The sequence below is a fragment of the Sphingomonas sp. BAUL-RG-20F-R05-02 genome (assembly GCF_022662305.1).
Lineage (GTDB): Bacteria > Pseudomonadota > Alphaproteobacteria > Sphingomonadales > Sphingomonadaceae > Sphingomonas.
On the sequence record NZ_JAKNQH010000002.1, the window covers coordinates 568,912 to 595,518 of the forward strand.

General features: G+C 67.1%; 24 protein-coding genes and 1 pseudogene. 15 read left to right on the forward strand and 10 right to left on the reverse strand.

Annotated features, from left to right (window positions below; all coding sequences use genetic code 11):
• Positions 1–130 precede the first annotated feature (130 nt).
• Positions 131–808 carry an OmpA family protein gene (locus L8F97_RS07705; protein WP_242148137.1) on the forward strand — a complete coding sequence of 226 codons (678 nt, stop codon included), beginning with the start codon at positions 131–133 and terminating at the stop codon, positions 806–808.
• A 56-nt stretch (positions 809–864) separates the two neighbouring features.
• Here L8F97_RS07705 and L8F97_RS07710 read toward each other — a convergent pair whose 3' ends face one another.
• Both L8F97_RS07710 and L8F97_RS07715 read right to left on the reverse strand, forming a co-directional pair.
• A complete protein-coding gene (locus L8F97_RS07710; RefSeq protein WP_242148314.1) occupies positions 865–1,293 on the reverse strand; it encodes a nucleoside deaminase in 429 nt (142 codons plus the stop codon).
• Between the two features lie 61 nt (positions 1,294–1,354).
• The gene (locus tag L8F97_RS07715) at positions 1,355–1,639 is read right to left on the reverse strand and encodes a hypothetical protein (protein ID WP_242148139.1); all 285 of its coding nucleotides are present in this window, start codon (positions 1,637–1,639) and stop codon (positions 1,355–1,357) included.
• 165 nt (positions 1,640–1,804) lie between these two features.
• Between L8F97_RS07715 and rpmB the strand changes: the two genes are divergently transcribed.
• Positions 1,805–2,101 (forward strand): 50S ribosomal protein L28, encoded by a 297-nt coding sequence (gene rpmB, locus L8F97_RS07720; protein WP_242148141.1) that lies wholly within the window; start codon positions 1,805–1,807, stop codon positions 2,099–2,101.
• Positions 2,102–2,107: 6 nt separating this feature from the next.
• Here rpmB and L8F97_RS07725 read toward each other — a convergent pair whose 3' ends face one another.
• Positions 2,108–3,127 (reverse strand): esterase-like activity of phytase family protein, encoded by a 1,020-nt coding sequence (locus tag L8F97_RS07725; RefSeq protein WP_242148143.1) that lies wholly within the window; start codon positions 3,125–3,127, stop codon positions 2,108–2,110.
• A gap of 209 nt (positions 3,128–3,336) precedes the next feature.
• Here L8F97_RS07725 and L8F97_RS07730 point away from each other — a divergent pair, with 209 nt between their 5' ends.
• Positions 3,337–3,729, forward strand: a complete 393-nt coding sequence (locus L8F97_RS07730; protein WP_242148146.1) for a glycine zipper 2TM domain-containing protein — start codon at positions 3,337–3,339, stop codon at positions 3,727–3,729.
• A gap of 277 nt (positions 3,730–4,006) precedes the next feature.
• On the opposite strand, the gene phbB is transcribed toward L8F97_RS07730, so the two are convergent.
• From phbB to L8F97_RS07745, 3 genes are read right to left on the reverse strand one after another with little or no spacing between them, the layout of a single operon-like run.
• On the reverse strand, positions 4,007–4,729 hold the full coding sequence (gene phbB, locus L8F97_RS07735; RefSeq protein ID WP_242148148.1) for an acetoacetyl-CoA reductase: 723 nt from the start codon (positions 4,727–4,729) through the stop codon (positions 4,007–4,009).
• Between the two features lie 29 nt (positions 4,730–4,758).
• Positions 4,759–5,766 (reverse strand): ferrochelatase, encoded by a 1,008-nt coding sequence (gene hemH, locus L8F97_RS07740; RefSeq protein ID WP_242148150.1) that lies wholly within the window; start codon positions 5,764–5,766, stop codon positions 4,759–4,761.
• Positions 5,763–8,000 (reverse strand): xanthine dehydrogenase family protein molybdopterin-binding subunit, encoded by a 2,238-nt coding sequence (locus tag L8F97_RS07745; RefSeq protein ID WP_242148152.1) that lies wholly within the window; start codon positions 7,998–8,000, stop codon positions 5,763–5,765. Before L8F97_RS07745 ends, hemH begins: the two co-directional genes overlap by 4 nt.
• A gap of 201 nt (positions 8,001–8,201) precedes the next feature.
• On the opposite strand from L8F97_RS07745, the gene lgt reads away from it, so the two are divergent.
• The 6 genes from lgt to L8F97_RS07775 all read left to right on the forward strand — a co-directional run bounded on the left by lgt (position 8,202) and on the right by L8F97_RS07775 (position 15,186).
• Positions 8,202–9,074 carry a prolipoprotein diacylglyceryl transferase gene (gene lgt, locus L8F97_RS07750; protein ID WP_242148316.1) on the forward strand — a complete coding sequence of 291 codons (873 nt, stop codon included), beginning with the start codon at positions 8,202–8,204 and terminating at the stop codon, positions 9,072–9,074.
• Positions 9,075–9,154: 80 nt separating this feature from the next.
• Positions 9,155–10,123 carry a class I SAM-dependent methyltransferase gene (locus tag L8F97_RS07755; RefSeq protein WP_242148154.1) on the forward strand — a complete coding sequence of 323 codons (969 nt, stop codon included), beginning with the start codon at positions 9,155–9,157 and terminating at the stop codon, positions 10,121–10,123.
• Positions 10,120–10,629, forward strand: coding sequence for a GNAT family N-acetyltransferase (locus L8F97_RS07760; protein ID WP_242148157.1), 510 nt, complete (start codon positions 10,120–10,122; stop codon positions 10,627–10,629). Before L8F97_RS07755 ends, L8F97_RS07760 begins: the two co-directional genes overlap by 4 nt.
• Positions 10,626–11,393 carry a peptidoglycan editing factor PgeF gene (gene pgeF, locus L8F97_RS07765; RefSeq protein WP_242148160.1) on the forward strand — a complete coding sequence of 256 codons (768 nt, stop codon included), beginning with the start codon at positions 10,626–10,628 and terminating at the stop codon, positions 11,391–11,393. Before L8F97_RS07760 ends, pgeF begins: the two co-directional genes overlap by 4 nt.
• Before the next feature lie 117 nt (positions 11,394–11,510).
• Positions 11,511–12,833: a cystathionine gamma-synthase family protein gene (locus L8F97_RS07770; RefSeq protein WP_242148162.1), complete on the forward strand. Its 1,323-nt coding sequence runs from the start codon at positions 11,511–11,513 to the stop codon at positions 12,831–12,833.
• Between the two features lie 46 nt (positions 12,834–12,879).
• On the forward strand, positions 12,880–15,186 hold the full coding sequence (locus tag L8F97_RS07775) for a GH92 family glycosyl hydrolase (protein WP_242148163.1): 2,307 nt from the start codon (positions 12,880–12,882) through the stop codon (positions 15,184–15,186).
• A gap of 6 nt (positions 15,187–15,192) precedes the next feature.
• On the opposite strand, the gene L8F97_RS07780 is transcribed toward L8F97_RS07775, so the two are convergent.
• Positions 15,193–16,083 (reverse strand): LysR family transcriptional regulator, encoded by an 891-nt coding sequence (locus L8F97_RS07780; protein ID WP_242148165.1) that lies wholly within the window; start codon positions 16,081–16,083, stop codon positions 15,193–15,195.
• Positions 16,084–16,239: 156 nt separating this feature from the next.
• Here L8F97_RS07780 and L8F97_RS07785 point away from each other — a divergent pair, with 156 nt between their 5' ends.
• From L8F97_RS07785 to L8F97_RS07800, 4 genes are all read left to right on the forward strand, one after another.
• Positions 16,240–19,440: an efflux RND transporter permease subunit gene (locus tag L8F97_RS07785; RefSeq protein ID WP_242148166.1), complete on the forward strand. Its 3,201-nt coding sequence runs from the start codon at positions 16,240–16,242 to the stop codon at positions 19,438–19,440.
• Complete coding sequence (locus L8F97_RS07790) at positions 19,433–20,587, forward strand: efflux RND transporter periplasmic adaptor subunit (protein ID WP_242148168.1); 1,155 nt, start codon at positions 19,433–19,435, stop codon at positions 20,585–20,587. The genes L8F97_RS07785 and L8F97_RS07790 overlap by 8 nt, the downstream gene beginning before the upstream one ends.
• Positions 20,577–21,974: an efflux transporter outer membrane subunit gene (locus tag L8F97_RS07795; RefSeq protein WP_242148170.1), complete on the forward strand. Its 1,398-nt coding sequence runs from the start codon at positions 20,577–20,579 to the stop codon at positions 21,972–21,974. The genes L8F97_RS07790 and L8F97_RS07795 overlap by 11 nt, the downstream gene beginning before the upstream one ends.
• Positions 21,975–22,065: 91 nt before the next feature.
• Positions 22,066–22,479, forward strand: coding sequence for a PilZ domain-containing protein (locus L8F97_RS07800; protein WP_242148172.1), 414 nt, complete (start codon positions 22,066–22,068; stop codon positions 22,477–22,479).
• A 15-nt stretch (positions 22,480–22,494) separates the two neighbouring features.
• On the opposite strand, the gene L8F97_RS07805 is transcribed toward L8F97_RS07800, so the two are convergent.
• Positions 22,495–23,403, reverse strand: coding sequence for a prephenate/arogenate dehydrogenase family protein (locus tag L8F97_RS07805; protein ID WP_242148174.1), 909 nt, complete (start codon positions 23,401–23,403; stop codon positions 22,495–22,497).
• Between L8F97_RS07805 and L8F97_RS07810 the strand changes: the two genes are divergently transcribed.
• Complete coding sequence (locus L8F97_RS07810; RefSeq protein WP_242148176.1) at positions 23,381–25,075, forward strand: flavin monoamine oxidase family protein; 1,695 nt, start codon at positions 23,381–23,383, stop codon at positions 25,073–25,075. The two genes, L8F97_RS07805 and L8F97_RS07810, sit on opposite strands and share 23 nt — an antisense overlap.
• Before the next feature lie 8 nt (positions 25,076–25,083).
• On the forward strand, positions 25,084–25,521 hold the full coding sequence (locus L8F97_RS07815) for a GNAT family N-acetyltransferase (protein ID WP_242148178.1): 438 nt from the start codon (positions 25,084–25,086) through the stop codon (positions 25,519–25,521).
• A 37-nt stretch (positions 25,522–25,558) separates the two neighbouring features.
• Here L8F97_RS07815 and L8F97_RS07820 read toward each other — a convergent pair.
• Positions 25,559–26,053: pseudogene (locus L8F97_RS07820) on the reverse strand (GAF domain-containing protein); the annotation flags it as partial.
• Between the two features lie 2 nt (positions 26,054–26,055).
• Positions 26,056–26,601: a single-stranded DNA-binding protein gene (gene ssb, locus L8F97_RS07825; protein ID WP_242148180.1), complete on the reverse strand. Its 546-nt coding sequence runs from the start codon at positions 26,599–26,601 to the stop codon at positions 26,056–26,058.
• Positions 26,602–26,607: the final 6 nt, after the last annotated feature.

The following is a 26,607-nucleotide window of genomic DNA, read 5'->3' on the forward strand; positions in this document are numbered from 1 at the left end:
CGCCAACGCTTTGGCGCACAATGCGATGCTTAACAACAACGATCCGCATGCCGATTCGGTTCGGAGGTGGAACAGCTTCGCGTCCGAGCGGGTTTGATAGCGAGAGTTATTTAGAAAAAAGGGAAAGATCATGCGCGCATTCCGCAAGCTCACGGGTGCTGCCACGCTGGCCGCGCTGCTCGCCACGACAGCGTGCGTCACCGATCCGGACACCGGCCGGCGGCATCTGTCGAACACCGCGATCGGCGGCATCGGCGGGGCGCTCGGCGGCTATCTGCTCGGCGATCTGGTTGGCGGCCGGCATGATCGCACCGCCAAGATCGCCGGCGCGGGCATCGGCGGCCTCGCCGGGGCTGCGATCGGATCGTACATGGACAAGCAGGAGCGCGACCTGCGCGACCGCACCGCCGGCACCGAGGTTCGCGTGGTTCGGCAGGGCGACGACCTGATCCTGTCGATCCCATCAGGCATCAACTTCGCCTATAACAGCGACACGGTCGCGCCGGCATTCCAGCATACGCTTGACGACGTGGCGCGTGTGCTCGGGCAGTATGACCGCACCTATATCGACGTGTACGGCCATACCGACTCGGTCGGATCGGACCAGTACAACCAGGCACTGTCGGAACGGCGCGCGGTAGCCGTGGCGGACTACCTCGTCTCACGCGGAGTGCAGGGCGCGCGCATCGCCACGCGCGGTTACGGCAAGACGCAACCGATCGCCGCCAACGATACCGAAGCGGGCCGCGCGGCGAATCGGCGGGTGGAGATCAAGATCGTACCGATTCCCGAGAGCGATCTGCGCTGAGAAAGACGTGCGCTTGCCGTAGCAATTCGCCGGACTTGCGGGCTGCTACGTCGCCGCTACCGGCGGGATGCGAAAAAGGTGCGCAACAGGGCTGCAGATTCGCCTTCCGCGATGCCCGGATAGATTTCGGGGCGATGATGGATCGTCGTTTGGGTGAACAAGCGTGGGCCGTGTTCGATCGCCCCGCCCTTGAGATCGCCAGCACCGTAATACAGCCGCCCGATCCGCGCATGGGCGATCGCACCCGCACACATCGCGCATGGCTCCAATGTGACCCACAGGTCGCAATCGGTCAGACGATCGTCACCGATCACCCCAGCGGCCGCGCGGATCGCCAGCATCTCGGCATGGGCAGTAGGATCGTGGCGACTGCGGGGCGAGTTGGCCGACGTTGCGATGATCTCGCCCCGGCGGACGATCACGGCACCGACCGGCACCTCCTCGCGCGCGGCGGCAGCGGCTGCGGCGTCGAGCGCGGCCCGCATCGGCAGGGGGATCGGAAACATCCTGACCCCAAAGCCGTGGCTGGCCGCGCTGTCCAGCGGCTTATTGCGCGTTGGCGTTGCTCGCCTGGTCAGCCGGCTTGTTCATGCGCAGCGTCGGCACGGCGATCGTCTTTTGCGTGGTGCCGACGGTGGGCACGTCGACCACCTTGTTCTCCGTGCCGACCGAGAGTGTCGCGACATCGGCCTTAACACTGGGCGCAGTGCCAGCATCGACATGCACGCTCGGCAGCGTACCGGGGCGAGTCTGGAACGACAGCAGCCCAAGCGAGATCATCGCGATCACGATCACGGCGGCAATGCCGACCAAAGCTAACAGGAACCGCATACAGTCTCTCCCCACAGAGCGAAATCGAATCGTTACCGAAACCAACGCAAAGGGTCCGTGATCGTTGCATTGCCGCGCCAATGGCGTGAATCGGTTGACCTTCGCCGGCATCCCCGTTATGCGCCCACGCCTTCACGGGATCACCCCAGCTTTCAGGATTATAGCATGTCGCGCATTTGCGAACTGACCGGCAAGGGCCGGATGGTGGGGAACAATGTCTCCCACGCCAACAACAAGACCAAGCGTACCTTCCTGCCGAACCTCCAGAACGTCACGCTGATGTCGGAAGCGCTCGGCACCAGCGTGAAGCTGCGCGTTTCGACGCATGGCATCCGCTCGGTCGAGCATGTCGGCGGCCTCGACAATTGGCTCGTCAAGACCAGCGACGACAAGCTGTCGCTGCGCGCGCGTCGCCTCAAGCGTGACGTGTCGAAGAAGCTCAGCACGCAGGTCGCGGCCTGAGAGCAGTCAGGGCCGGGCAACGCCTTTGGGCGCGCCCGGCTCGTCTAGCCTGAACTTCAGCAGCAGACTTCGCTGAAGCATCGACTGGTTGTCGTCCGACACCAGCCAGATGATCGTCCGATCGCCTTCGCGCGTCGCGGCAATCCCTTCGAAATTCTCATGGATCAGCGGCGGCGCCAACGTGGCGATCTCGCGGCCATGCACCACCGCGCCCGGACGAATTGCTGCGCGGTCGATCACCACCAGCTTGCTCGAAAACGTGAACGGCAGCTCGAAGCGCCGGGTCAGCACGATCAGCCGACCGTCCGGCAAGATCGTCGCGTCGCTCGGATCATAATGCGGTGGCGGCACAAAGCTGAAGCGAAAGCCGCGATTCGGCTGCGTTACAGGGTTGCCCGTGAAGCGAATCGCCGCGCGGCCCTTGCCCTTCGGCCACGGGTCCTGCTCACCGATCGTGATCGCGCCGCCACCCCACCGTGCGAGGGGCAGAAACGTGAAGCTCTCCGCGCCTTCATTCGCCGGCCACGCCGCCATCGCACGCGGCGCGACCGACCCAAGCGCGTGACGCAAATCGGGCGTGTAGCGCCACAGCATGTTGCTGGTCTCGAACCCGGCCACCACGCTGCCGTCCTTGGGATCCACGCTCATGGACTCGCTGTCACGATCGACTTTGGACCATCCCGTCCCCGGTCCCGCCGGCAGATCGCCAAACGCTATGTGCCGTGGCCGCCAATCGTCGCCAAGCGTGAACTGCACGATATTGCCGCCATCGCTCAGCAGCGTGATGCGATGGCCGGAGGCGACGTGTAGCGAGGAGAAGCCGCCAAACGCCGCGTCCGGGCTGGTCAACCGCACCCCGCCAAGCCATTCCAGCGCACCGACGCGGTTCCGCTCGGGATGTTGCGCGTCAAGCGACACCGGCGCGGCGTGGATGACGACATCGCGCCCCATCAGCGGCAAACGTGGCTCTCCAACCCAGTCCGGGGTAAAGAAAAGCGCCAGCAGACAGGCAGCAAACACACGCATCGACGCTGCCGTGAGCCATGACGCGGCAGCGCGCAATGCTTCGAAGCACAGGATTGTGATGAACGGGGGATAACGGGCCCGTTCAGTCTGCGCTCAACGCGCTTTGCCCATAACACCACCAACAGATGTCGCGCCGTCGACTCTTCGGAACCTAGTCGCTTCCGAATAGTCGCAAGCAACGTTTGGACGAGTTTACGGGAAACGCCACGATGATCAACAAAGCCTCGCTCGCCGCTGCCGCTCTCGTGTTGTCGGCGGGCGGCATCGCCGCGGCTCCGGCATCGGCGCAATATTCCGACGGTGCTCGCTACGATCATGCGGATCGCGACGGGTATCGTGGACGCGGGTACGACCGTGGCTATGATCGGCGTGGGTACGCCCGACGTGGCTATGAAGATCGCGGTTACGATCGTCGTCGGTATCGCCCCAATCGGTGCAGCAGCGCGACCGGGACCATCCTTGGTGCGATAGCCGGCGGTTTGCTGGGCAATTCGGTGGCCGGGCGTGGTGATCGCGGCGTCGGTACGGTGCTGGGCGCGGGTGCAGGCGCCTTGACCGGACGCGCGATCGATCGGTCGGACAATCCGCGTTCCTGCCGCTGAGTTCCGATCTGGCAGGCGGAGTAAAATCCTGCGCAAAACGGTCTAGCATCTTCCCCCGTGTGGCGTATCGGGGCGAAGCGGAGGGTTGGTGTCGGAAGACACCAACCCTCTTGTCGTTGATCGAAGCCGCGACGGCAAACGCGTTGGCAGCGATCATTGCGAGCTGCGTCGGGTAGCGTGTGCGCCTTGGCTAGCATGGCGATGCCGAGCTGCGGGCCGCGCAGGCCAACTCGCTCAGAGCGCGAGGCACGGCGGCCGGCCGCCGTGCCTTCGATCGTCAGTACATATGTTGTCCACCGTTGATGCTCAGCGTCGAACCGGTCACGAAGCCACCGTCTTCCGAACACAGGAACACCACGCCGCGCGCGATCTCGTGCGCCTGGCCTAGACGACCGACCGGGATCTTGGCGACGATCTTCTCCAGCACGTCGGCCGGCACCGCCGCGACCATGTCGGTGTCGATATAGCCCGGTGCGATCGCGTTGACGGTCACGCCGGCGCGCGCGCCTTCCTGCGACAGCGCCTTGGTGAAGCCGTGGATGCCCGATTTGGCGGCAGCGTAGTTGACCTGACCGTATTGGCCGGCCTGCCCGTTGATCGAGCCGATGTTGACGATCCGCCCCCACTTGCGCTCGCGCATGCCGGGGAAAGTCGCCTTGGCCATGTTGAAACACCCGCCGAGGTTGGTGTCCATCACCTCTTTCCACATCTCGTAGGTCATCTTGAGCATGGTGCCGTCGCGGGTGATGCCGGCGTTGTTGACGACGATATCGATCGGGCCAAGCTCCTCCGCCACCTTGGCACACCCGTCGAGACAGGCCTGATGATCCGCCACGTCCCACTTGTACGCCTTGATGCCGGTCCGCTCGGTGAACTCGCGCGCGCGCTCGTCATTGCCGGCATAGGTGGCGGCGACGGTAACGCCGGCGTCCTTCAACGCGAGGCTGATCGCCTCGCCGATACCGCGCGTTCCACCCGTGACGATTGCTACTCGTGCCAATGCATCTCTCCTACGTTTCTACGCCGACGCTAAGCCGGGCGCGGCCAGCCTTCAAGTTCTTGTCCGAGTATTTCGCGCAACATTTCAATGCCCGCAGCCGAATCGTTGAGGCACGGCAGATATGCGAAGTCGGTACCGCCCGCCGCAAGGAACTGCTCGCGCCCGCGAATCGACAGTTCCTCGAGCGTTTCGAGGCAATCCGCCGAGAAGCCCGGCGCGACGATCGCCACGCGCTTCATGCCCTGCCCCGGCAGCGCGGCGAGCGTGAGGTCGGTTGCCGGCTCCAGCCATTTGGCCGGGCCGAAGCGCGACTGGAAGGTGATCGTCAGTGGCCGGCCCAGCGCCTCGGCGAGCAGCCGCGCGGTCTTCTGGCAGTGGCAATGATACGGATCACCAAGTTGCAGCGTCCGCTTGGGCATGCCGTGGAAGCTGGCGAGGATCAGGTCCGGCGTGAAATCGAGCGCCGCCAGCCCCGCCTCGACCGTGGTCTTCAGCGCCGCGATATACCGCGCGTCGTCGTGATAGGGCGGCAGCGTGCGGATCGCCGGCTGCCAGCGCATGGCCGCCAGCGCTAGGAACACCTTGTCGTTGGCGGTGGCGGTCGTCGCGCCGCTATATTGCGGATACAGCGGGGCGAGCAGGATGCGTTCGCACCCCGCCGCCTTCATCGCCGCCAGCCGCTCGGCGATCGACGGATTGCCGTAACGCATCGCATAGTCGACCGTCACACCCGGCCCGAACGCGCCGTTCAGCGCGCGCGCCTGCGCGGCGGTAATCGCGGCGAGCGGCGAGCCGTCCTCGCGCCAGACCTGCCCATAGGCGTGCGCGGATTTCTTCGGCCGGGTGTTGAGGATGATGCCGCGCAGGATCGGCTGCCACAGCAGCGGCGGCAGTTCGACGACCCGGCGATCGGACAGGAACTCGCGCAGGTAGCGCTTCACCGCGCGCGCGTCGGCGGCGTCGGGCGTGCCGAGGTTGATGAGCAGCACGCCGATGCGCGGCGGCGCGATGGGGGGATGGTTGGCAGGCAACATCATGCGATTCCTGTGATGAGCGGCAGCGTGCGGCGGCGGGTGCCGGTCGCGGCTTGCAGCGCGTTGGCGATGGCGGGGGCGATCGCGGGGACGGCGAGTTCGCTCACCCCGCCCGGATCGGCCTCGCTCGGGATCAGTTCGACGGTGATGTCGGGGGTGTCGGCAAGGCGCGGCAGATCGAGATCCCCGAGCGTGCGCGCGGTGGCGAGATTGTCGCTGAACCCGATCGATGCGCCGATCGCCGCCGCCATGCCGAAGATCAGCCCGCCCTCGATCTGCTGCCGGACGAGATCGGGGTTGATCTGCCGCCCGCAATCCACCGCCGCGACGATGCGGTCGACCGCGACCGAACCGTCGTCGTCGAGATGTGCCTCCGCCAGCACCGCGATGTGGCTGCCGCGAAAGCTGTGGCAGGCGATGCCCTGCCCGCTGCCTTGAACGCCACCCTCCCATCCGCCCAGCGAGGCGGCGGTGGACAGGCAGCGCGCCAGCCGCGCGTCGCCGCCCAACATGCCGATGCGGAACGACAGCGCCTCGGTACCGGCGACATGCGCGAGTTCGTCGATGAAACACTCGTTGAAGAACGCGGTGTAGCTGTGCGCGCCGGATCGCCAGTGGCCGGTCGGCACGCCGATATCGGCGGGATGATGATCGATCGCATAGGCCGGCATGCGGTACACCGGTCGCGCGCCCGCCACCGCATAGGTGTCCCCCGTTGCCGATATCGCCAACGCCGCGCGCGCAGCCCGATCTGTAGCGAGCAGCCGGTGCGCCAGTTCGCGGCCGGTCGAGGGCGCGGCGATCTTGGCCTGCCAGCCGAGGATCTGGCCATTGCCGCCGAGTCGCGCCGTCATCCTCGCCAGTGCGGGCGGACGGTAGCGATCGTGCAGCAGGTCCTCGCTGCGTGACCAGGTGAGTTGCACCGGCCGCTTGAGGTCGCGCGCCAGCACCGCCACCTGCGTGGCGGCGAGATGTTCGAGATTGGCGCCGAACGATCCGCCGATCAGCATCGGATAGACCACCACCGCGCCCTCCGAAATGCCGAGCGCTGCCGCCGCCGCCCGCGCGAGGCCTGGTGCCTGCGTCGGCATCCACAATTCGAGCTTGCCGTCGGTCAGCCGCGCGGTCGCTGTCATCGTCTCGATCGCGGCGTGGACGGCGAGCCCGGCGCGGTAGGTGGCGGTGACAAGTTTCGCGCCCTTGAAGGCGGTGGCGAGATCCCCCGTCGACCAGATCCGCGTGCCATCGCCCTTCAGCGCGGCAGCGAGGGCCGCATCGATACTATCGTTGTTGACGATTGGCCCGGTGGTCGAGAATTTCGGCGCAAGCGCATCGAGCGCGCGGTTCGCCGCCCACCAGTTGCTCGCCACCGCCGCCACCCAATCGTCCTTGGTGACCACCGACAGCATCCCGCGCACGTGCGCGGCGGCATCGCGATCGACCGAGAGCAGTTTCGAATCGCCGACCGGCGCCTGCCGGATCGCGGCGAACACCATGTCGGGCAGGCGGATGTCGCCGGCGAAATTGGCGGAGCCGTCGACCTTGGCGGGCGCATCGAGCCGGGGCAGCGCCTGTCCAGACAGGCGGGTGCCCCCTTCTCCGCGCAGCGGCAGCGGATCGGGGAGCACGCCGCCCGCCGCAGCCGCCGCCAGTTCGCCGAAGCGCAGCCGGTCCTTGCCGTGCGTGACGAAGCCGCCCTCGCTCGCGCACGCCTGCCAGCCAACGTTCCAGCGTTTCGCGGCGGCCTTGCACAGCAGCACCCGCGCCGCCGCGCCCGCTTGCCGCAGCGGCGCCTCGAACGCACGCACCGAGGTCGACCCGGCGGTGAGCAACAGCGCGCCGCGCCGGGCGTGGCCTTCGCGTAAGGGGACCGGCAGCGCATCGAACAGCCCCTCGAACAGCGTGTCGACGCCGAGTGGATTGGCATAGAGCGGGTTGAGCGGCGCGGGCTGCACCGCCACCGTGCGCCAGTCCGCGCCAAGTTCGTCGGCGAGGATCTGCGGGAGCGCGGTATACACGCCCTGGCCATGTTCGGCCTGCGGCACCGCGACGGTGACGACACCATCCTCGCCGATCTTGAGGTACGCGTTGAACAGGGACTCGCCGTGCGCGAGCGGTAGGTTGGGCGCGTAACTGCGCGGCCAAACCGCCCACGCGACGATCAGCCCGACCCCAACGCCGCCACCGATCAACAGACCGCGCCGGCCGACTGTGTTTCCCTCTCCGCGCGCTACCATAGCCTTGCTCTATCCTGCGCTTTGCCGCGCCACCATCCCTAACGCGCGCCGCCAGCGTTCGGTTCTCGCGCCATTCTCCTCACGGCTTCGTGCCCGGCCTGAGCCGGGGACAAGCGCGGCTCATCGTCTTCCGCTTGGTGTTGTGGTCCCCGCCGACTATGGAGGCGTAACGAACGACCGAGGACCTGCCGCTTGACTCTCATCGCCGCCACCGCGCTCGCTGCGTCCACGCAGACGCACCTGCGCTTCGAGCAACTGCACCTCAATCCGGTCGCGTTGAGCCTCGGCTTCTTCGACATCAAATGGTATTCGATCGCCTATATCACCGGCATCCTGATCGGCTGGTGGTACCTGCTCAAGCTGATCGCGCAGCCCGGTTCGCCGATGGCGCGGCGCCATGCCGACGATCTGGTGTTCTACGCGACGCTCGGCATCATCCTCGGCGGGCGGCTCGGTTATGCGCTGTTCTATGCGCCCGAGATGTTCCTGCACCCCCTGAACATCCTGCGGCTGTGGGATGGCGGCATGTCGTTCCACGGCGGCATGATCGGCACCTCGCTCGGCATCATCCTGTTCGCGCGTAATCACAAGCTCAACTGGCTGCGCGTGCATGATTACCTCGCGTGCTGCGTGCCGTTCGGGCTGTTCTTCGGGCGGATCGCAAATTTCGTGAACGGCGAGCTTTGGGGCAAGCCGAGTAACGTGCCGTGGGCGATCATCTTCACGCGCGGCGGCGGCGATATCCCGCGCCATCCAAGCCAGTTGTACGAGGCGAGCCTTGAGGGCATCGCGCTGTTCGCGGTCCTGTGGTTCTTCTTCTGGCGCACCAAGGCGCGGTACGAGCCGGGCAAGCTCGTCGGTATCTTCCTGATCGGCTACGGCCTCGCGCGCTTCACGGTCGAGTTCTTCCGCGAGCCGGATTCGCAGTTCGCCGGTACGTTCTTCGCCACCACCATCCACATGGGGCAGGTGCTGACGCTGCCGATGATCCTGGGCGGAGTGTATCTCGTCGCGACCGCCAAGGGACGCCGCACGCGCGTCGAGTCGATCGCCGGCACGGAGAGCGTCGCCTGAGCGCGCCTGAGGCGGCGACCCTCGCCGACCGGCTGTCGCGCGCGATTACGCTCGCCGGGCCGATTCCAATCGCGCAATATATGGCCGCCGCCAATACGCACTATTACGCGACCCGCGATCCGCTGGGTGCGGGCGGCGATTTCACCACCGCGCCCGAGATCAGCCAGATGTTCGGCGAGCTGATCGGTCTGTGGGCGGCGGACCTGTGGGATCGCGCCGGGCGGCCGGATGCGGCGTGGGTGGAGTGCGGCCCCGGTCGCGGCACGCTCACCGGCGATGCGGTGCGCGCCGCCGCCAAGGCGGGCTTCACGCCGCCGGTGCATTTCGTCGAGACCAGCCCGATGCTGCGCGCCGAACAGGCGAAGCGGGTGCCAGGCGCGACGTGGCATGACGACGTGACGACGCTGCCCGAAGGCCAGCCGCTGATCGTCGTCGCCAACGAATTCTTCGACGCACTGCCGATCCGCCAACTCGTTCGCGCAGGAGGCGGCTGGGCGGAACGCTACGTCGCCTGCCAAGACACGTTGTTCCTGCCGATCATGGGCAAACCCGTACCGGGCGAGATCATCCCCGAAGGCTTGCGCGATGCCGCGCCGGGATCGATCATCGAGACGTCGCCGGCCAGCGTCGCCATCTTTCGCGCGCTGTCCCGGCGGATCGCCAGCCAGGGCGGCGCAATCCTCACCATCGATTACGGCTACGAAGGTCCGGCGATCGGCGACACCCTGCAGGCGGTGCGCGGCCACGCCTTTGCCAACCCGTTCGAACACCCGGGCGAGAACGACCTGACCGCACACGTCGATTTCGCCACGCTGGCCGCCGCCGCCGTCAAAGAGGGCGCGGTGCCGTCACCCGTCGTTGGGCAAGGCGCGTTGCTGCGCGCACTCGGCATCGACGCGCGCGCCGCCGCGCTGGCCCGCGCCACACCGGCCCGCGCCGATGCCATCGCCGCCGACCGTGACCGGCTGGTCGATGCGATGGGTGATCTGTTCAAGGCGCTCGCCGTCACCGCGCCGGGCTGGCCGCAGCCGGCGGGGTTCGCCGCGTGATAACCTACCGTGACGCACGCGCCGCCGATGCCGCGGCCCTGTCGGCGATGGCGCGGCAGTCGTTCGTCGAGACGTTCGGCACGCTCTACAGCCCGTCCGATCTCGCGACCTTCCTGGATGACGCGTTCGGTGCGAACGGCCTCGCCGCGCAACTCTCCGACCCTGAATTTACCGTCAGGCTCGCGGTCGAGGGCGACGCGATCATCGCCTTCGCCAAAATGGGCCCGGTGACGTTCCCCGGCGAATGGCGCCCCGACGCGATCGAACTGTACCAGTTCTACGTGCTTGCCCCCTGGCAGGGGCAGGGCATCGCGCAGGAGATGATGGAGTGGGCGATCTTCCACGCGCGCGATCACGGCGCGCGCGAGATCATCCTCAGCGTGTATGTCGACAACCACCGCGCGCGACGTTTCTACGAGCGCTACGGCTTCGAGGAGATCGGCGCCTATGCCTTCCAGGTCGGCGAGACAATCGATGACGACCGCCTGATGCGGCTAGCGTTATGAGCGTGCCGGTCGAGGTGAACCGCGCACCGGCGCTGGAGGGTGTGGCGCACGGCTTCCTCGGTCGGCGCGGCGGGGTATCGCAGGGTATCCACGCTGGGCTGAACGTCGGCCTCGGATCGGAAGACGAACCAGACGCGATCATGGAGAACCGCCGCCGCGCGGGCGAGGCGGTGCTGTCGGGCGCGACGCTCGTCACACTTTATCAGGTTCATTCCGCCGATGCCGTGACCGTGCTGTCCGGGTTCGAGGAACGGTTGCGTCCGCGTGCGGACGCGCTCGTCACCGATCGGCCGGGGATCGCGCTCGGCATCCTCACCGCCGATTGCGCGCCGGTGCTGCTGGCCGACGCGCAAGCCGGCGTGGTCGGCGCGGCACACGCCGGGTGGAAAGGCGCGCTGGGCGGTGTCACCACCTCCACGATCCTCGCGATGGAGACGCTGGGCGCACGCCGCGAGCGGATCGTCGCCGCAGTCGGACCGTGCATCGCGCGGGCGAGCTACGAGGTGGATGCCGCTTTCGCGTTGCGCTTCGACGAAGCAGACCCAGCCAATGCAAGGTTCTTCTCGGACGGTCGCGCGGGGCACCACCAGTTCGATCTCGAAGCCTATGTCGCGCATCGGCTGGCGAGCGAGGGGATCGGCCACGTCGAAACGCTCGGCCTTGATACCTACGCCGACGAGGCGCGTTTCTTCAGCTTCCGCCGCGCGACGCATCGCGGCGAGCCGGGCTATGGCCGGCAGGTGTCGATCATCGGGCTGACATAGCGGCTCGTCGTGTTTGCAAGCGCGGCCACGACCTGCGCTTGCATTCGGCGCCGGTTGCCGACAGATCGTTACAAATGTGACGAACCCGCATCAGCCGGGACGCGCGAGGAGACGAGCATGACTGACGAAACTGAAGCCGACCTGACCGGCGGTGCACCGCAACGCGGCGCCAAGCCCGCGCTCGAACAGATCGGCGGCCGCAAGCTTTCGCCCGCAACGCGGATGATGGGGCATGGCTATGATCCGATGCTGTCGGAAGGATCGCTCAAGCCGCCGATCTTCCTGACCTCGACGTTCGTGTTCCCCAATGCGGCGGCGGGCAAGCGCCATTTCGAGGGCGTCACCGGCAAGCGGCCGGGCGGTGCGGACGGGCTGGTCTATTCGCGCTTCAACGGCCCGAATCAGGAGATCCTCGAGGACCGGCTCGGCGTGTGGGAGGAAGCGGAGGATGCGCTCGCCTTTTCGTCCGGCATGTCGGCGATCGCCACGCTGTTCCTGGCGATGGTCGCGCCGGGCGACACGATCGTCCATTCCGGCCCGCTGTATGCCGCGACCGAGACGCTGATCGGTCGCATCCTCGGCAAGTTCGGGGTGAAGTGGCTCGACTTCCCGGCGGGTGCGACCCGCGCGGAAATCGACACGGTGCTCGAACAGGCCAAGGGCCAGGGCCGCGTCGCGCTGATCTATCTGGAAAGCCCCGCCAACCCGACCAACGCGCTGGTCGATATCGAGGCGGTGGCGGCGAGCCGCGACGCGATCTTCGGTGCGTCCGACGAGAAGCCGCCGATCGCGATCGACAACACCTTCCTCGGCCCATTGTGGCAGCAGCCGTTGCGGCATGGCGCCGATCTGGTGGTCTACAGCCTCACCAAATATGCCGGCGGGCATAGCGATCTCGTCGCCGGTGGCGTGCTGGGGACGAAGGCGCACATCAACACAATCCGGTCGATGCGCAACACGATCGGCACGATCTGCGACCCGCATACCGCTTGGATGCTGCTGCGCAGCCTCGAAACGCTGGAACTGCGCATGAGCCGCGCGGGTGAGAATGCCGCCACAGTCTGCGCGTTCCTCGACGGGCACCCCAAGGTCGAGCGGGTCGGCTATCTCGGCTTCCTGGAAGCGCAGGGCGATGCGCGACAGGCCGACATCTACCGGCGGCATTGCGTGGGCGCGGGCAGCACCTTCTCGCTGTTCCTTAAAGGCGGCGAGGCGGAGAGCTTCCGCTTCCTCGATGCGCTCCAGATCGCCAAGCTCGCGGTCAGCCTGGGTGGCACCGAGACGCTGGCGAGCCATCCGGCGGGCATGACGCACCTGTCGGTCCCGGATGCCCGCAAGGCAGCGCTGGGCATCACCGACAATCTCGTGCGCATCTCGATCGGGGTGGAGGATGCCGACGACCTGATCGCCGATTTCGAACAGGCGCTGGCGGCGATCTGAACCGCGGGCGATTGCCGGGTGGGCACATCGCTGCTTAACTGCGGCGATGCGCTATCCTCTCCTGTTCGCCGCCCTGCTGCCCGCCACGCTCGCGGCGCAGGCCCCCGCGCCGATCGACGCGGTCGACCCGATGATCGGCACCGGTGGCGAGGGGCACACCTTCCCCGGCGCGACCGCGCCGTTCGGGATGGTGCAATTGTCACCCGACACCGACACGAGTTGCGTGATCCGCGAATGTTACAGCCATGCCGCCGGCTATCGCTACGAAGACCCCACCATTCAGGGATTCAGCCACACGCACTTCTCAGGCGCTGGACATAGCGACCTTGGCGACGTGCTGGTGATGCCGGTGGCGGGCGATACCGTGTCGCTCGATCCCGGCGACCCCAAGCGGCCAGGCAGCGGCTATCGCTCGCGCTTCGGCCATAAAACCGAAGTGGCGCACCCCGGCTATTACGCGGTCAAGCTCGCCGATAGCGGCGTGCGCGCGGAGATGACGGCGGGGACGCGGATCGGCGTGCATCGCTATACCTTCCCGGCGAACAAGGCGGCGCATCTGGTAATCGATCTGCGATCGTCGCTGTACAATTATCCCGGCAAGGTGCTGTGGTCAGGGCTGCACCTGCGGCCGGACGGCACCCTCACCGGGTTCCGCGAGACGCGCGGCTGGGCGCCGGGGCGCAAGCTGTACTTCGCGATGCGGTTTTCCGCGCCGCTCATCGATCACGGCTTTGTCGATCGCGAGGAGAACGTGCCTTACAAGGGTTTCCAGGGGCCAGGGCGCGGCAGCGACGCGCTGGCCGAAAAGCTCGGGCGGGCGCTGGAGGCGCGGCTCGATTTCGGGGTGCTCACCAAGCCGCTCGAGGTGAACGTCGCGCTGTCGGGGGTGGACGAGAACGCCGCCGTCGCCAATCTCGCCAGCGAGGCCGGCGGGTTCGATGCGGTACGCGCGCGGACCACGGCAGCGTGGAACAAAGCGCTGGGCGCGGTGCAGATCGACGCACCGGCGGCGACGCGCATTAACGTCTACACCGCGCTCTACCACGCCTTGCTCGCGCCGAGCGTGTGGAGCGATGCCGATGGCCGGTATCGCGGACCGGACGATCAGGTGCATCAGGCCAAGGGCTTCACCTTCCGCTCGACCTTTTCGCTATGGGATACGTTCCGCGCCGAGCATCCGTTGCTGACGCTGGTGCAGCCCGAACAGACCACCGCCGACGTGGTGCAGTCGCTGGTGGCGAGTCAGCAGGTCAGCCCGGACGGCATTCTCCCGGTGTGGCAGTTCGCCGGGCGCGAGACATGGTGCATGATCGGCTATCACGCCGTGCCGGTGATCGCCGATGCCTATATGAAGGGCCTGCGCGGGTTCGATGCCGAGGCCGCGCTGGCGGCGATGGTGGCGAGTGCGGATCACCGGTCTTACGGGGGCTTGGGCGACTATATCGATCGCGGCTACGTGCCGATCGACAAGGAGCCTGAGGCCGCATCCAAGACGGTGGAATATGCCTTCGACGACTGGAGCATCGCACGGATGGCGCGGGCGATGGGCAAGACCGCGATCGCGGACCGGTTCGACAAGCGCGCGGGCAATTGGCGCAACAGCTTCGACGCGAAAACCGGCTGGCTGCGCGCGCGGCTGTCGAGCGGCGCATTCCGCACCCCGTTCGACCCGACCGCGATCAATTATGGTTCGGATTATACCGAGGGTAACGCATGGCAATATAGCTGGTTCGTGCCGCAAGACGAGGCTTCGCTGATCCAAACGCTTGGTGGCGACCGGCAAACGATCGCTAAACTCGATGCGATGTTCGATTTCGACAACAGCAAGGTCGATTACAGCCATGCCGAGGATATCGCCGGGCTGATCGGCCAATATATCCACGGCAACGAACCGAGCCACCACGTCGCCTATCTGTACGATTACGCAGGCGCGCCGTGGCGCACGCAGGAGCGACTGAAGCAGATCGTCGACACGCAGTACAAGCCGACGCCCGAGGGCCTCGCCGGCAACGACGATCTCGGCCAGATGTCGGCGTGGCTGGTGTTCACCGCGCTGGGTTTCTATCCCGTTACGCCTGGGTCGAACCAATATGCCATCGGGCGACCGTTCGTTTCGCGCGCAGTGATGAACCTGCCGAACGGCAAGCGCTTCACCGTGCTGGCGGACGGGCTATCCGACGCGAACCGCTATGTCGGCGCGGTGACGCTGAACGGCAAGCCGCTCGCGCGCAGCTACGTCACCGATGCCGAGATCCGCAGCGGCGGCGAATTGCGCTTTACCATGGCGGCAACGCCGAACAAGACGTGGGCGAGCAGCAAGGCGGCGCGGCCTTACTCGATGTCGACACGCTGATCCGCCTCACCGCGCTTCGGGCGCGCCGAGCATCCCCAGAAAGTTGCGACAGGGCAGCGTCGGCTCGCGATGGCGGACCAGCCACAGCATGATCGTGGCGATATCGTCCTCTACCCGGCGGTAGGTCAGCATCGCCGACTGCAGCGTGCACAGCGATTCGACCACCACCATCACCCCGATCCCCGCCGCCGCCAGCCCGAACAGCGTCGTCACGTCGGTGACGACCTGCGCGACACGCGGTTCGATGCCGCTCTCGCGCAGCAGCGCCAGCAGGTGGCCGGTAAACGGGCTGCGATCCTGCGAATACAGCACCAGCGGCTCATCGGCGAGATCGGCAAGACGCACGCTGTCCTGCGCGGCAAGACGGTGGCCGGGCGGACAGGCGACGAACAACCGCTCGCTGAGGTATGGCTCGGCAGTCAGCGTGTCGGGCAGATCGGGCATGGCGCGGCTGCGGTGGAAGGCGATGTCGAGCAGATGATCCTCGAGCTGCCGGAGATGGTCGGTCCCGGCAATCTCGCGCAGCATCAGCGACACCGCCGGATAGCGGTCGCGGAAATCGGCGATCGCATGCGCGATTTCCGTCACGAACGGCGCCGACGCGCTGAACCCGATCGCCAGCCCGCCGAGTTCACCGCGCGCGGCCCGGCGCGCGACCGAGATCGCGTTGTCCGCCTCGCGCAGCGTCGCGCGGGCGGCGTCGAGGAACAGCCGCCCCGCCGGCGTCAGCGCCACGCGGCGGCTGGTGCGTTCGAGCAGGCGCACCTGCAACTCCTCCTCCAGCACACGGATCTGCTGGCTGAGCGGTGGTTGCGAGATGCCGAGATGCGCGGCGGCACGCGCGAAGTGCAGATCCTCGGCGACCTGAACGAAATAGCGCAGATGGCGAAGTTCCATGATTAATAGCTGTATCATATCAATCATGCCGTAAACAATATTGGACACGCGTGTTTGGCAGGCGCACTTCGCCGCATCGCAACATACGAACGGCGATCCAGACATGACACGCCTTGTGGCTCACGCGCCGCACCACAGCAGCATCGGACCCACACGATGATCGGTATCGTCCGGATGGCGCTGACGCGCCCGCTGACCTTCATCGTAATGGCGATCCTGATCGCGATCATCGGCGTGCTGGCCGCGATCCGCACGCCGGTCGACATCTTCCCCGACATTCGCGTGCCGGTGATCGCGACCGCATGGCAGTATAGCGGCCTGCCGCCCGACCAGATGAGCGGGCGCATCATCACGCCGTTCGAGCGCGTGCTGACCACCACCGTCAACGATATCGACCATATCGAAAGCCAGTCGCTGCCCGGCATCGGCGTGGTGAAGATCTATTTCCAGCCGGGCGCCGACATCCGCACCGCGACCGCGCAGGTGACGTCGGTCAGCCAGACCGTGCTGAAGCAGTTGCCGCCGGGCGTGACGCCGCCGCTGATCCTCAACTATAACGCTTCGACCGTGCCGATCCTCCAGCTTGCGCTCTCGGGCAAGGGGCTGAGCGAAGGCCGCATGTTCGATCTTGCGCAGAATCAGGTTCGCCCCGGTCTGGTGACGGTGCCGGGCGCCGCCGTCCCCTACCCCTCCGGCGGACGCACGCGCCAGATCCAGATTGATCTCGATCCCGCCGCGCTGCAATCCAAGGGGCTGTCGGGGCAGGATGTCGGCAATGCGATCGCCGCGCAGAACCAGATCAACCCGGCCGGCTTCGCCAAGATCGGCGGCTTCCAGTACAGCGTGCAGCTCAACAATGCGCCGAGCACGATCGAGGAACTGAACGCGCTGCCGATCAAGGTCGTCAACGGCGCGACGATCTACATGCGCGACGTGGCGCACGTCCGCGACGGCTCCGCGCCGCAGACCAACGTCGTGCATGTCGACGGTTCGCGTTCGGTGCTCATCACCATCCTCAAGAACGGCGCGACTTCCACGCTGGCGATTGTGCAGGGCATCAAGGACGCGCTGCCCAAGATCCAGGCGACGCTGCCGCCGACGTTGAAGGTCGTGCCGATCGGCGACCAGTCGCTGTTCGTGAAGGCGGCGGTGGAGGGCGTGATCAAGGAAGGCGCGATCGCCGCCGCACTCACCTCGGTGATGATTCTGCTGTTCCTGGGGAGCTGGCGCTCGACCCTCATCATCGCGATCTCGATTCCCCTGTCGATCCTGGCCGCGATCATCGCGTTGTCGGTGACGGGCAATACGCTCAACACGATGACACTGGGCGGGCTATCCCTCGCGGTCGGCATCCTCGTCGACGACGCGACGGTGACGATCGAGAACATCAACTGGCATCTCGAACAGGGCAAACCGGTGATCCAGTCGATCCTCGACGGCGCGGCGCAGATCGTCGGGCCAGCGTTCGTGTCGCTGCTGTGCATCTGTATCGTGTTCGTGCCGATGTTCTTCCTGCCCGGTGTATCCGGCTTCCTGTTCGTGCCGCTGGCGCTGGCGGTGGTGTTCGCGATGATCGCGTCGTTCATCCTGTCGCGCACTTTGGTGCCGACGATGGCGATGTATCTGCTGAAACCGCATGCCGGCCACGACGATGCCGCGCTGCACGAGGCACCACCCTCACGCAATCCGCTGGTGCGGTTCCAGCGCGGGTTTGAACGGCAGTTCGAGCGGTTTCGCAGCGGCTATCTCGGCCTGCTCGAACGCGCGCTTGCCGCGCGCAAGATGTTCGTGATCGGCTTCCTCGTTTGCGTCGCCGCATCGTTTTTGCTCGCACCGTTCCTGGGCGAGAATTTCTTCCCGTCGGTCGATGCCGGGCAGATGGCGATGCACGTCCGCGCGCCGGTCGGCTCTCGCATCGAGGACACGTCGGCCGAGTTCGACCGCATCCAGCGCAAGATCCGCGAGATCATCCCGGCGGACGAACTGGTTTCGGTGGTCGACAACATCGGCCTGCCGGTCAGCTCGATCAACACGACCTACAACAACTCCGGCACGATCGGCCCGCAGGACGGCGATATCCTCATCCAGCTTGCCAAGGATCACAAGCCGACCGCCGGCTATGTGCAGAAGCTGCGCGAGGAACTGCCCAAGGCGTTCACCGGCACCACCTTCTCGTTCCTGCCCGCCGATATCACCAGCCAAATTCTCAACTTCGGCGCGCCCGCGCCGATCGATATCCAGGTGACCGGCAAGAAAGATGCGGAGAACCAGGCGCTCGCCAAGGAAATCCTGCGCCGCATCGCCAGGATCCCCGGCGTGGCCGATGCGCGCATCCAGCAGTCGGCGCGCTATCCGCAGCTCAACGTCGATATCGATCGCACCCGCGCCAGCCAGTACGGCCTCAACGAGCGTGACGTGACGACCAGCCTCGCCTCGTCGCTCGCCGGCACCTCGCAGACCGCGCCGACCTACTTCCTCGATCCCAAGACCGGCGTGTCCTATCCGGTCGTCGCGCAGACGCCGGAATATCAGATCGGTTCGCTGAGCGACCTCGCCAACGTACCTGTCACGGCGGCGAACGGCGGCAAATCGCAGATCATCGGCGGTATCGGCACGATCACGCGCGGCAACGGTGCGGCGGTGGTGACGCACTACAACATCGCGCCGGTGACAGACGTATATGCCACCACCAACGGCCGCGATCTCGGTGCCGTCGCGGGCGATATCAAGCAGGTGATCGCATCGCTGAAAGATCAGACGCCGAAGGGCGTGACGGTCACGCTGCGCGGGCAATATGCGACGATGCAGACCGCCTTCTCGGGGCTGGGCTTCGGCCTCGTCGCGGCGATCGTGCTGATCTATCTGCTGATCGTGGTGAACTTCCAGAGCTGGCTCGACCCGTTCGTCATCATCACCGCGCTGCCCGGCGCGCTCGCCGGCATCATTTGGATGCTGTTCATCACCGGCACCACGCTGTCGGTGCCGGCGCTGACCGGTGCGATCATGTGCATGGGCGTGGCAACCGCCAACGCGATCCTGGTCGTCAGCTTCGCGCGCGAACGGCTCGAGGTGCTGGGCGACGCCACCGCCGCCGCGCTGGAGGCGGGGCAAGTCCGCTTCCGCCCGGTGTTGATGACCGCGCTCGCCATGATCATCGGCATGTTGCCGATGGCGATGGGCTTCGGCGAGGGCGGCGAGCAGAACGCGCCGCTCGGCCGCGCGGTGATCGGCGGGCTTACCGTGGCGACCTTCGCTACGTTGATGTTCGTCCCCGTCATCTTCAGCCTGGTGCACCGCCGCCACGGCAAACCCGTCCCCGGCACGACGCCGGATCATCTGGAGCTTCAACATGCCTGAGGGCAACGGCCGCACTTTGAAGACTGTCGGCGTGGTCGGCGTGATCGCCGCGGTGGCGATCGTCGGCGTCGGCGTCGCGACGCGCTCGCATTCGGAAAGCAACTTGGCGACATGGACCGCGACGCAGGCGGTGCCGACCGTCACCGTGATCCACCCCGCGCAGAGCAAGGCGGCGAGCGCGCTGGTGCTGCCCGCGCAACTGGCAGCACTACAGGCCGCGCCGATCTACGCGCGCACCAGCGGTTATGTGCGCAAGTGGCTGGTCGATATCGGTGACAATGTTCGTGCTGGCCAGACGCTCGCCGTGCTGGACGCGCCCGAGGTCGATCAGCAGCTCGCCGCCGCGCGCGCCGATTACCAGACCGCGCGCGCCAACCAGCAGCTTGCCGCCAGCACCGCGACCCGTTGGAAGACGATGCTCGCCAAGGATGCGGTGTCGAAGCAGGAAACCGACGAGAAGGTCGGCGATCTCGCCGCCAAGACCGCGCTGACCAACGCCGCGAGCGCCAACGTCAACCGGCTGCAATATACCGCCGGTTTCACGCGGCTGGTCGCGCCGTTCTCGGGCGTGGTGACGACGCGCTCCACCAATGTCGGTTCGCTGGTGACGGCCGGCACCGCCGCCTCGACGCCGCTGTTCACCGTCGCCGACATCAGCCGCATCCGCGCCTATGTGAAGGTGCCGCAGGCCTATTCCGCGCAGGTGCATAAAGGCATGGAGGTGAAGCTCACCCTGCCCGAATATCCGGGTCGCACCTTCACCGCGCAGATGACGCGGTCGGCCGATGCGGTCGATACCGGTTCGGGCACGGTGCTGGTCGAGTTGCAGGCGGCGAACGGCGACCGCGCGTTGAAGCCCGGAGCCTATGCGCAGGCGAGCTTCCCCGTCACGGGCGGTGGCAGCGCGGTGGAACTGCCGGCAAGCGCGATGATCATCGGCCAGAACGGCACGCAGGTCGCGGTGGTCGGCGCGGACGGGCGCGCGCGGTTGAAGACGGTGACGATCGGGCAGGATCTCGGCGATCGGGTGCAGATCAGCGCCGGCCTCGCGCCGACCGACCGCGTGATCGACAGCCCACCCGATTCGCTCCAGACCGGTGACAAGGTGCAGATTGCGCGGGCCGGGGGTGCCGCCGGTGGCAAGTAAGCGCTGGTTGCCGTCGCTGACCGCCGTACTGCTCGGCGGATGTTCGCTCGCGCCCGATTACCAGCGCCCGGCGGTGGCGGTGGCGCCCGCCTTCAAGGAGGCGGCACCGTGGCAACAGGCCGCTGTGACGCCGCCGCCGGCAGGCAAATGGTGGCAGGCATTCGGCGACGCATCGCTCGACACGCTTGAGGACCGGATCGAGGCAGGCAATTTCGATCTCGCCGCCGCCGTCGCACGCTACGATCAGGCACGCGCGCTGGTGCGTCAGGCACGCGCCGACCTGTTCCCGCAGATCGACGCGAGCGCGAGCGTCGATCGCAACCGGCTGTCCGCCAACCGGCCGATCGCGCGGGGGCTGGCATCGACGCAGACCGACAAGATCATCGGTGGATCGCTCGCCTACGAACTCGATCTGTTCGGGCGGGTGCGCAACAATATCGCCGCAGGACGTGCCAACGCGCGTGCGTCGGCGTTCGACGTGGCGGGCGTGCGGCTGGGGCTGCAAAGCCAATTGGCAGCGACCTATTTCGATCTGCGTGGCCTCGACGCGCGCATCATCCTGCTCAACCAGACGGTCACCTCCTACCAGCGCGCGTTCGACCTGACGGATACGCGGCACAGCGGCGGCATCGCCTCCGGCATCGACGTGAGCCGGGCGCAGGCACAGCTTTCCAGCGCCAAGTCGGAATTGTCCTCGGTCGAGATCGATCGGGCGAAGGACGAACATGCCATCGCCGTGCTCATCGGCGAAACGCCCTCGACCTTCGCCATCCCCGTCGCGGACGATCAAACGCGACCGCCGGCGATCGCGGCGGGCCTGCCCTCCACGCTGCTCGAACGGCGGCCCGATATCGCCGCCGCCGAACGCCGCGTCGCCGCCGCCAACGCGCAGATCGGCGTCGCGCGCGCGGCGTTCTTCCCCAACGTGACACTGGGGGCGCAGGGTGGCTTCGAATCGGTCGGGGGCGACTGGCTGGGCGCGGCGAGCAGCTTCTGGGCGCTCGGGCCGCTGCAGGCCGCGCTGACCGTGTTCGACGGCGGACGGCGTGCCGGGCAGGTGCGGCAGGCGCGTGCGCAGTTCGCGGAAGCCGCCGCCAATTACCGCCAGACCGTGCTGACCGCTTTCCGCGAGGTCGAGGACGACCTTGCCACCCAGCGGCTGCTCGTCGCGGGCGAGGCCAATCAGGCGCAGGCCGCCAAAGCGGCCGAGCGGACCCGCGATCTCGCGCTGATCCGGTACCGCGATGGCGCATCCGATTATCTCGAAGTGGTGACGGCACAGACCGCCGCACTCGATGCCGAGCGCGCATTGCTGCAACTGCGCACCCAACAATTGCAGGCGGCGAGCGATACGTTTCGGGCGCTGGGTGGCGGCGCAGAGCAATAAGTCGCGCTGCGACCCGCTGATATACGCGCAAATCGGCGCGGCGCGATGATGCGGCGTTGCGCGGGTGCGTGGAATTTCCCACATAGCAGCGATGACAGACACTCCTGACCCCGACGGCGTCAGCACGGCGCCTACGCCGCGCAAGACGCGCGCGAGCGTGATGTTGACTGCGTCCATCGAACGCTTCGGGGGCGGTGAACCCTCACGCCACCGTGTGCGTGACCTTTCGACGGACGGACTCCGGATCGACCAGGCGATCGGACTTCAGGTCGGCGCGACGGTGCTGATTTCGATAGGGGCACTCCAGGCGATCGGCGCCACCGTGGTGTGGGTCGACAAGGGATCGGCAGGGTTGCGCTTCATCGAGCCGATCAACCCGGACGACGCTCGTGCCAAGGCGGTCATCACGCCGCGCCCGCAAGCCGACGCACCGCGCGACGTGCGAACCTCGGGGCCGACCGCCGGCTGGATGCCGGATCTGCCCAACCCGTATCGCAAACTCTGATTGGCGTTCTCGGCGCTATTCGCGCGTGCGGCCGAAGTCGGGCGCGGGATCGTCCTGCCCCGAATCGATGATCGAGCGACGCACCGCTCGCGTGCGGGTGAACAGATCGAACAGTTCGTCGCCCTTGCCCCAGCGGATCGCGCGTTGCAGCGCGCTTAGATCCTCCGAGAAACGCTGCAGCATATCGAGCACGGCCTCGCGATTGGAGAGGAATACGTCGCGCCACATGGTCGGATCGGACGCGGCGATGCGGGTGAAGTCGCGGAAGCCGCCCGCGGAATATTTGATGACCTCGGAACTGGTGACTTCCTCCATGTCCGAGGCGGTGCCGACGATCGTATAGGCGATCAGGTGCGGCAGGTGACTGGTGATCGCCAGCACCCGGTCGTGATGATCGGGCGCCATCGTCTCGACCTCGGCACCCAACCGCCGCCAGAACTCGCACACCCGCTCGACCGCGAACGGGGCCGCGCCCTCCGGCGGCGTGACGATGCACCAGCGATGTTTGAACAGGGTGGCGAAGCCCGCTTCCGGTCCGCTGTTCTCGGTCCCTGCCACCGGATGCGCGGGGATGACGGTCGCGCCCGGCAGTGCCTCGGCGAGCGCGCGCACCACCTCCGCCTTGCATGAGCCGACATCGCTGACGATCGCGTCGGCGGGCAGATCCTCCGCGAACGCCGCCGCCGCCCGCCCCATCGCACCGACCGGTACGCACAGGATGACGAGATCCGCGTCGATCACGCTTGCACCCGGCGTGTCGGTGACATCGTCGAACAGGCCGAGCCGGTCGGCGGTGGCGCGCACGCCTGCATCGGCATCGTAGCCGGTCAGCCGCACGCTCGGCATCGTGGCGCGCACCGCGCGGGCGATGGAGGAGCCGATCAAGCCTATGCCGATCACGGTGACGCGGGAAAAAGGCAGCATGGGCGATCGCATGACGGATGCGGGCGGGTATGGCAAGTTGGGCAAGGCCAAGCTGGCACTCTGCCGCGCGGCTGCTATCAGGGCGCGGGACGAAGGGGCGGCGATGCGCGGTAGCGGGTTTGTATGGGAGGCGCTGGCAGCGGCCAGACGGCTGAACCTGAAGGATATGGGGGTTGCGGCGCCGGCGCCGGGTGCGCCCGGCGCGACGCGGCGCGCGGTGCTGGCCGCGCTCGGCGCCGGCGGTATCGCGGCGGCGCTGCCACGCCCGGCCTATGCCGCGCCGATCGCGCCCGGCCCGGTGGCGATCATCGGCGGCGGCATGGCGGGTTTGAGCGCGCTGTGGCACCTGACGCAGGCCGGCATCGACGCGCGGCTGTACGAGGCGCGACTGCGATTGGGCGGACGGATGTGGACCTCCAAGGTCGCGGGCCAGCCGGCGATCGAAATGGGCGGGCAATTCGTCAACACCGATCATGCCGACATGCACGCGCTGTGTCGCGAGTTCGGCCTCGCGCTGATCGACCGCAAGGGCTTCGCGCACCGCACCATGGTCGTGCAGAACGGCAAGGAGATCGCCGAGGGCAAGCTCGCCGCCGGCCTTCGCGGGATCGCGGGGCAGATCGATGCGGATGCGGTGCGGCTCGACCAGAATTACGCCACGGTCTCGCTCGATCTCGATCGGCTGAGCTTCACCGACTATCTCGACAAATATGCGCGCCTGATGCCCGATCCGTGGGTGCGGCAGTTGATGGAAGCGACCGCCCGCACCGAATATGGCTGCGAGCCCGTCCAGGCCTCCGCGATCGAGCTGATCTTCAACCTGCCGGCGATCGAGGGGCGGCGCATCGACGTGCTCAGCCGCAGCGACGAACGCTTCCTCATCAGCGGCGGCAGCAGCGCGCTGGTCGCGGCGATGGCGCAACGGCTCGGCGGGCGGATCTCGACCGGCAAGCTTGTGAAGCGGGTCGACGCGCTTGGCTCGGGCGTGCGGCTGGTGTTCGCGGACGGCAAGACCGCCGACGCCTCCGCCGTGATCGTCGCGACGCCAGCGGGCATCACCCGCAACATCGCCTTCACCCTGCCGCTGCCGCCGCTGTGGCAGCGCTTCATCGCCGAGGTGGGCTTGGGCAAGAACGAGAAGGTGCAGGCGGTGACACCGACCCGGCCGTGGGAAAAGCCGATCGGCCGTGGTGGCGAGGTTTGGGACGTGAGTGCGAAATCCGGCGTCTCGCAGGGCTGGGACGCGGGCGTACGCCCCGCGACCGGGGCGGGTGGCGTATGGAACTGGTATCTTGGTGGCGATCAGGTAACGGCGGCGGCCACCGGCGACGCGCGCGCGCAGGCGAAACGCTTTGCCGCGCAGGTCGAGAGCGGACTGCCCGGGATGGTCGCGGCAAGCGGCGCGGCGCGGCGTAGCGCATGGCACCGCGACCCGATGACGATGGGCGGCTATGTCAACTTCCGCCCCGGCCAGCTCACCCGTTTCGGCCGGCTGATCTGGACCGAGACGGACGGCATCGCCAGCCGCCCGGTGCCGTCCGGGCCGGTACACTTCGCCGGCGAGCATCTCTCCGACGCCTATCCCGGCTATATGAACGGCGGCGCGCAGACGGGACGGCTGGCGGCGGAGGCGATCATCGCCGCACGCGCGCCGGCGCGGCGATTCGGCTAGACACGGCTATGGTCGAGATCATCCTGTCCGACGACACAGAGCGCTTGCAGGTCGCGCGCATCCATGGCTGGCTTGCGTCGAGCTACTGGTCGCCCGGCATCGCGCGCGAGAAGGTCGAGCGGGCGATTCGCGGCTCGCACTGCCTCGGCGCGTACCGCGCGGGCGAACAGGTCGGCTTCGCGCGGATGATTACCGATCATGCGACGTTCGCGTGGCTTGCCGATGTCTGGGTCGACGAGGGCGCACGCGGGCAAGGCCTCGGGCGCGCGATGGTGCAGTGGTTCCTCGACCATCCAGACTTTGCCGAACTACGCCGCATCGCGCTCGTCACGATGGACGCGCACGGCGTCTACGCGGCACTCGGCTTCCACGCGCCGGTGCGCCCCGACCGGTTCATGGAGCGGCTTGCGCCCGGCATCGCGGATATGCTGCGCGCGCAGCCGTAACCGTCGCTCAGCGGCGTCCGGCTTCGATCGCGCGGAAGCGCGACATCACGTCCGCCGCCAGAACGAGCAGACCCTGATGCTGAAGCGGTGTGAGCCCCTCACGCGGTTTGGTGTCGATCACACACAGCGCACCGAGCGGGACGCCCGCGTCGCTGATAAGCGGCGCGCCTGCGTAGAAGCGGATGTACGGCTCCCCGGTGACCAAGGCGGTATCGGCGAAGCGGGGGTCGTTCAGCGCGTCGGGCACGACCATCACGTCGTCGCCGAGCATCGCGAACTGGCAGAACGACATATCGCGTGGGGTGGCGATCAGTTCGGTGCCGGTGCGCGAGACGAAGCACTGGATATGCTCCTCGACCAAACTCACCAGCGCGACCGGCGTGTCGCACAGGGCGCCTGCAAAATCGGTGATACGCCTGAGCGCGGCGCTGCCGGCCAGGGTGGTCAAATCATAGGCGGCAAGCGCTTCGGCACGGACCGTTTCGTCAAGCCGCCAGCCGCGTCCCGCGGCCGGCCTGCGTTTGTCGACCATCCTTAGAACGGAACGTCGTCATCGAGATCGTCTGCGAAGCCGCCGCCGCGGTTGCCCCCGGCCGGCTGGCTCGAGCGGCCACCGCCACCGCCGCCATAGCCGCCGCGCGAACCACCGCCGCCGCCGCCGCCGAAGTCCTCGTTACCGCCGAAATCGTCGCGAACGGCATTGCCGCCACCACCACCTGCACCGCCGCCGGGACCGTCGAGCATGGTCAGCACCGCATTGAAGCCCTGCAACACGATTTCGGTCGAATACTTATCCTGGCCCTGCGCGTCCTGCCACTTCCGCGTCTGAAGCTGGCCCTCGATATAGACCTTGCTGCCCTTGCGCAGAAACCGTTCGGCGACGTTGGCGAGACCTTCGCTGAAGATCGCGACCGAATGCCACTCGGTCTTTTCCTTGCGCTCGCCCGAATTGCGATCCTTCCACGATTCGGAGGTGGCGATGCGCAGGTTGACCACCTTGCCGCCGTTCTGGAACGAGCGGCTCTCCGGGTCGCGCCCGAGATTGCCGACCAGAATCACTTTATTGACGCTACCCGCCATCGATTA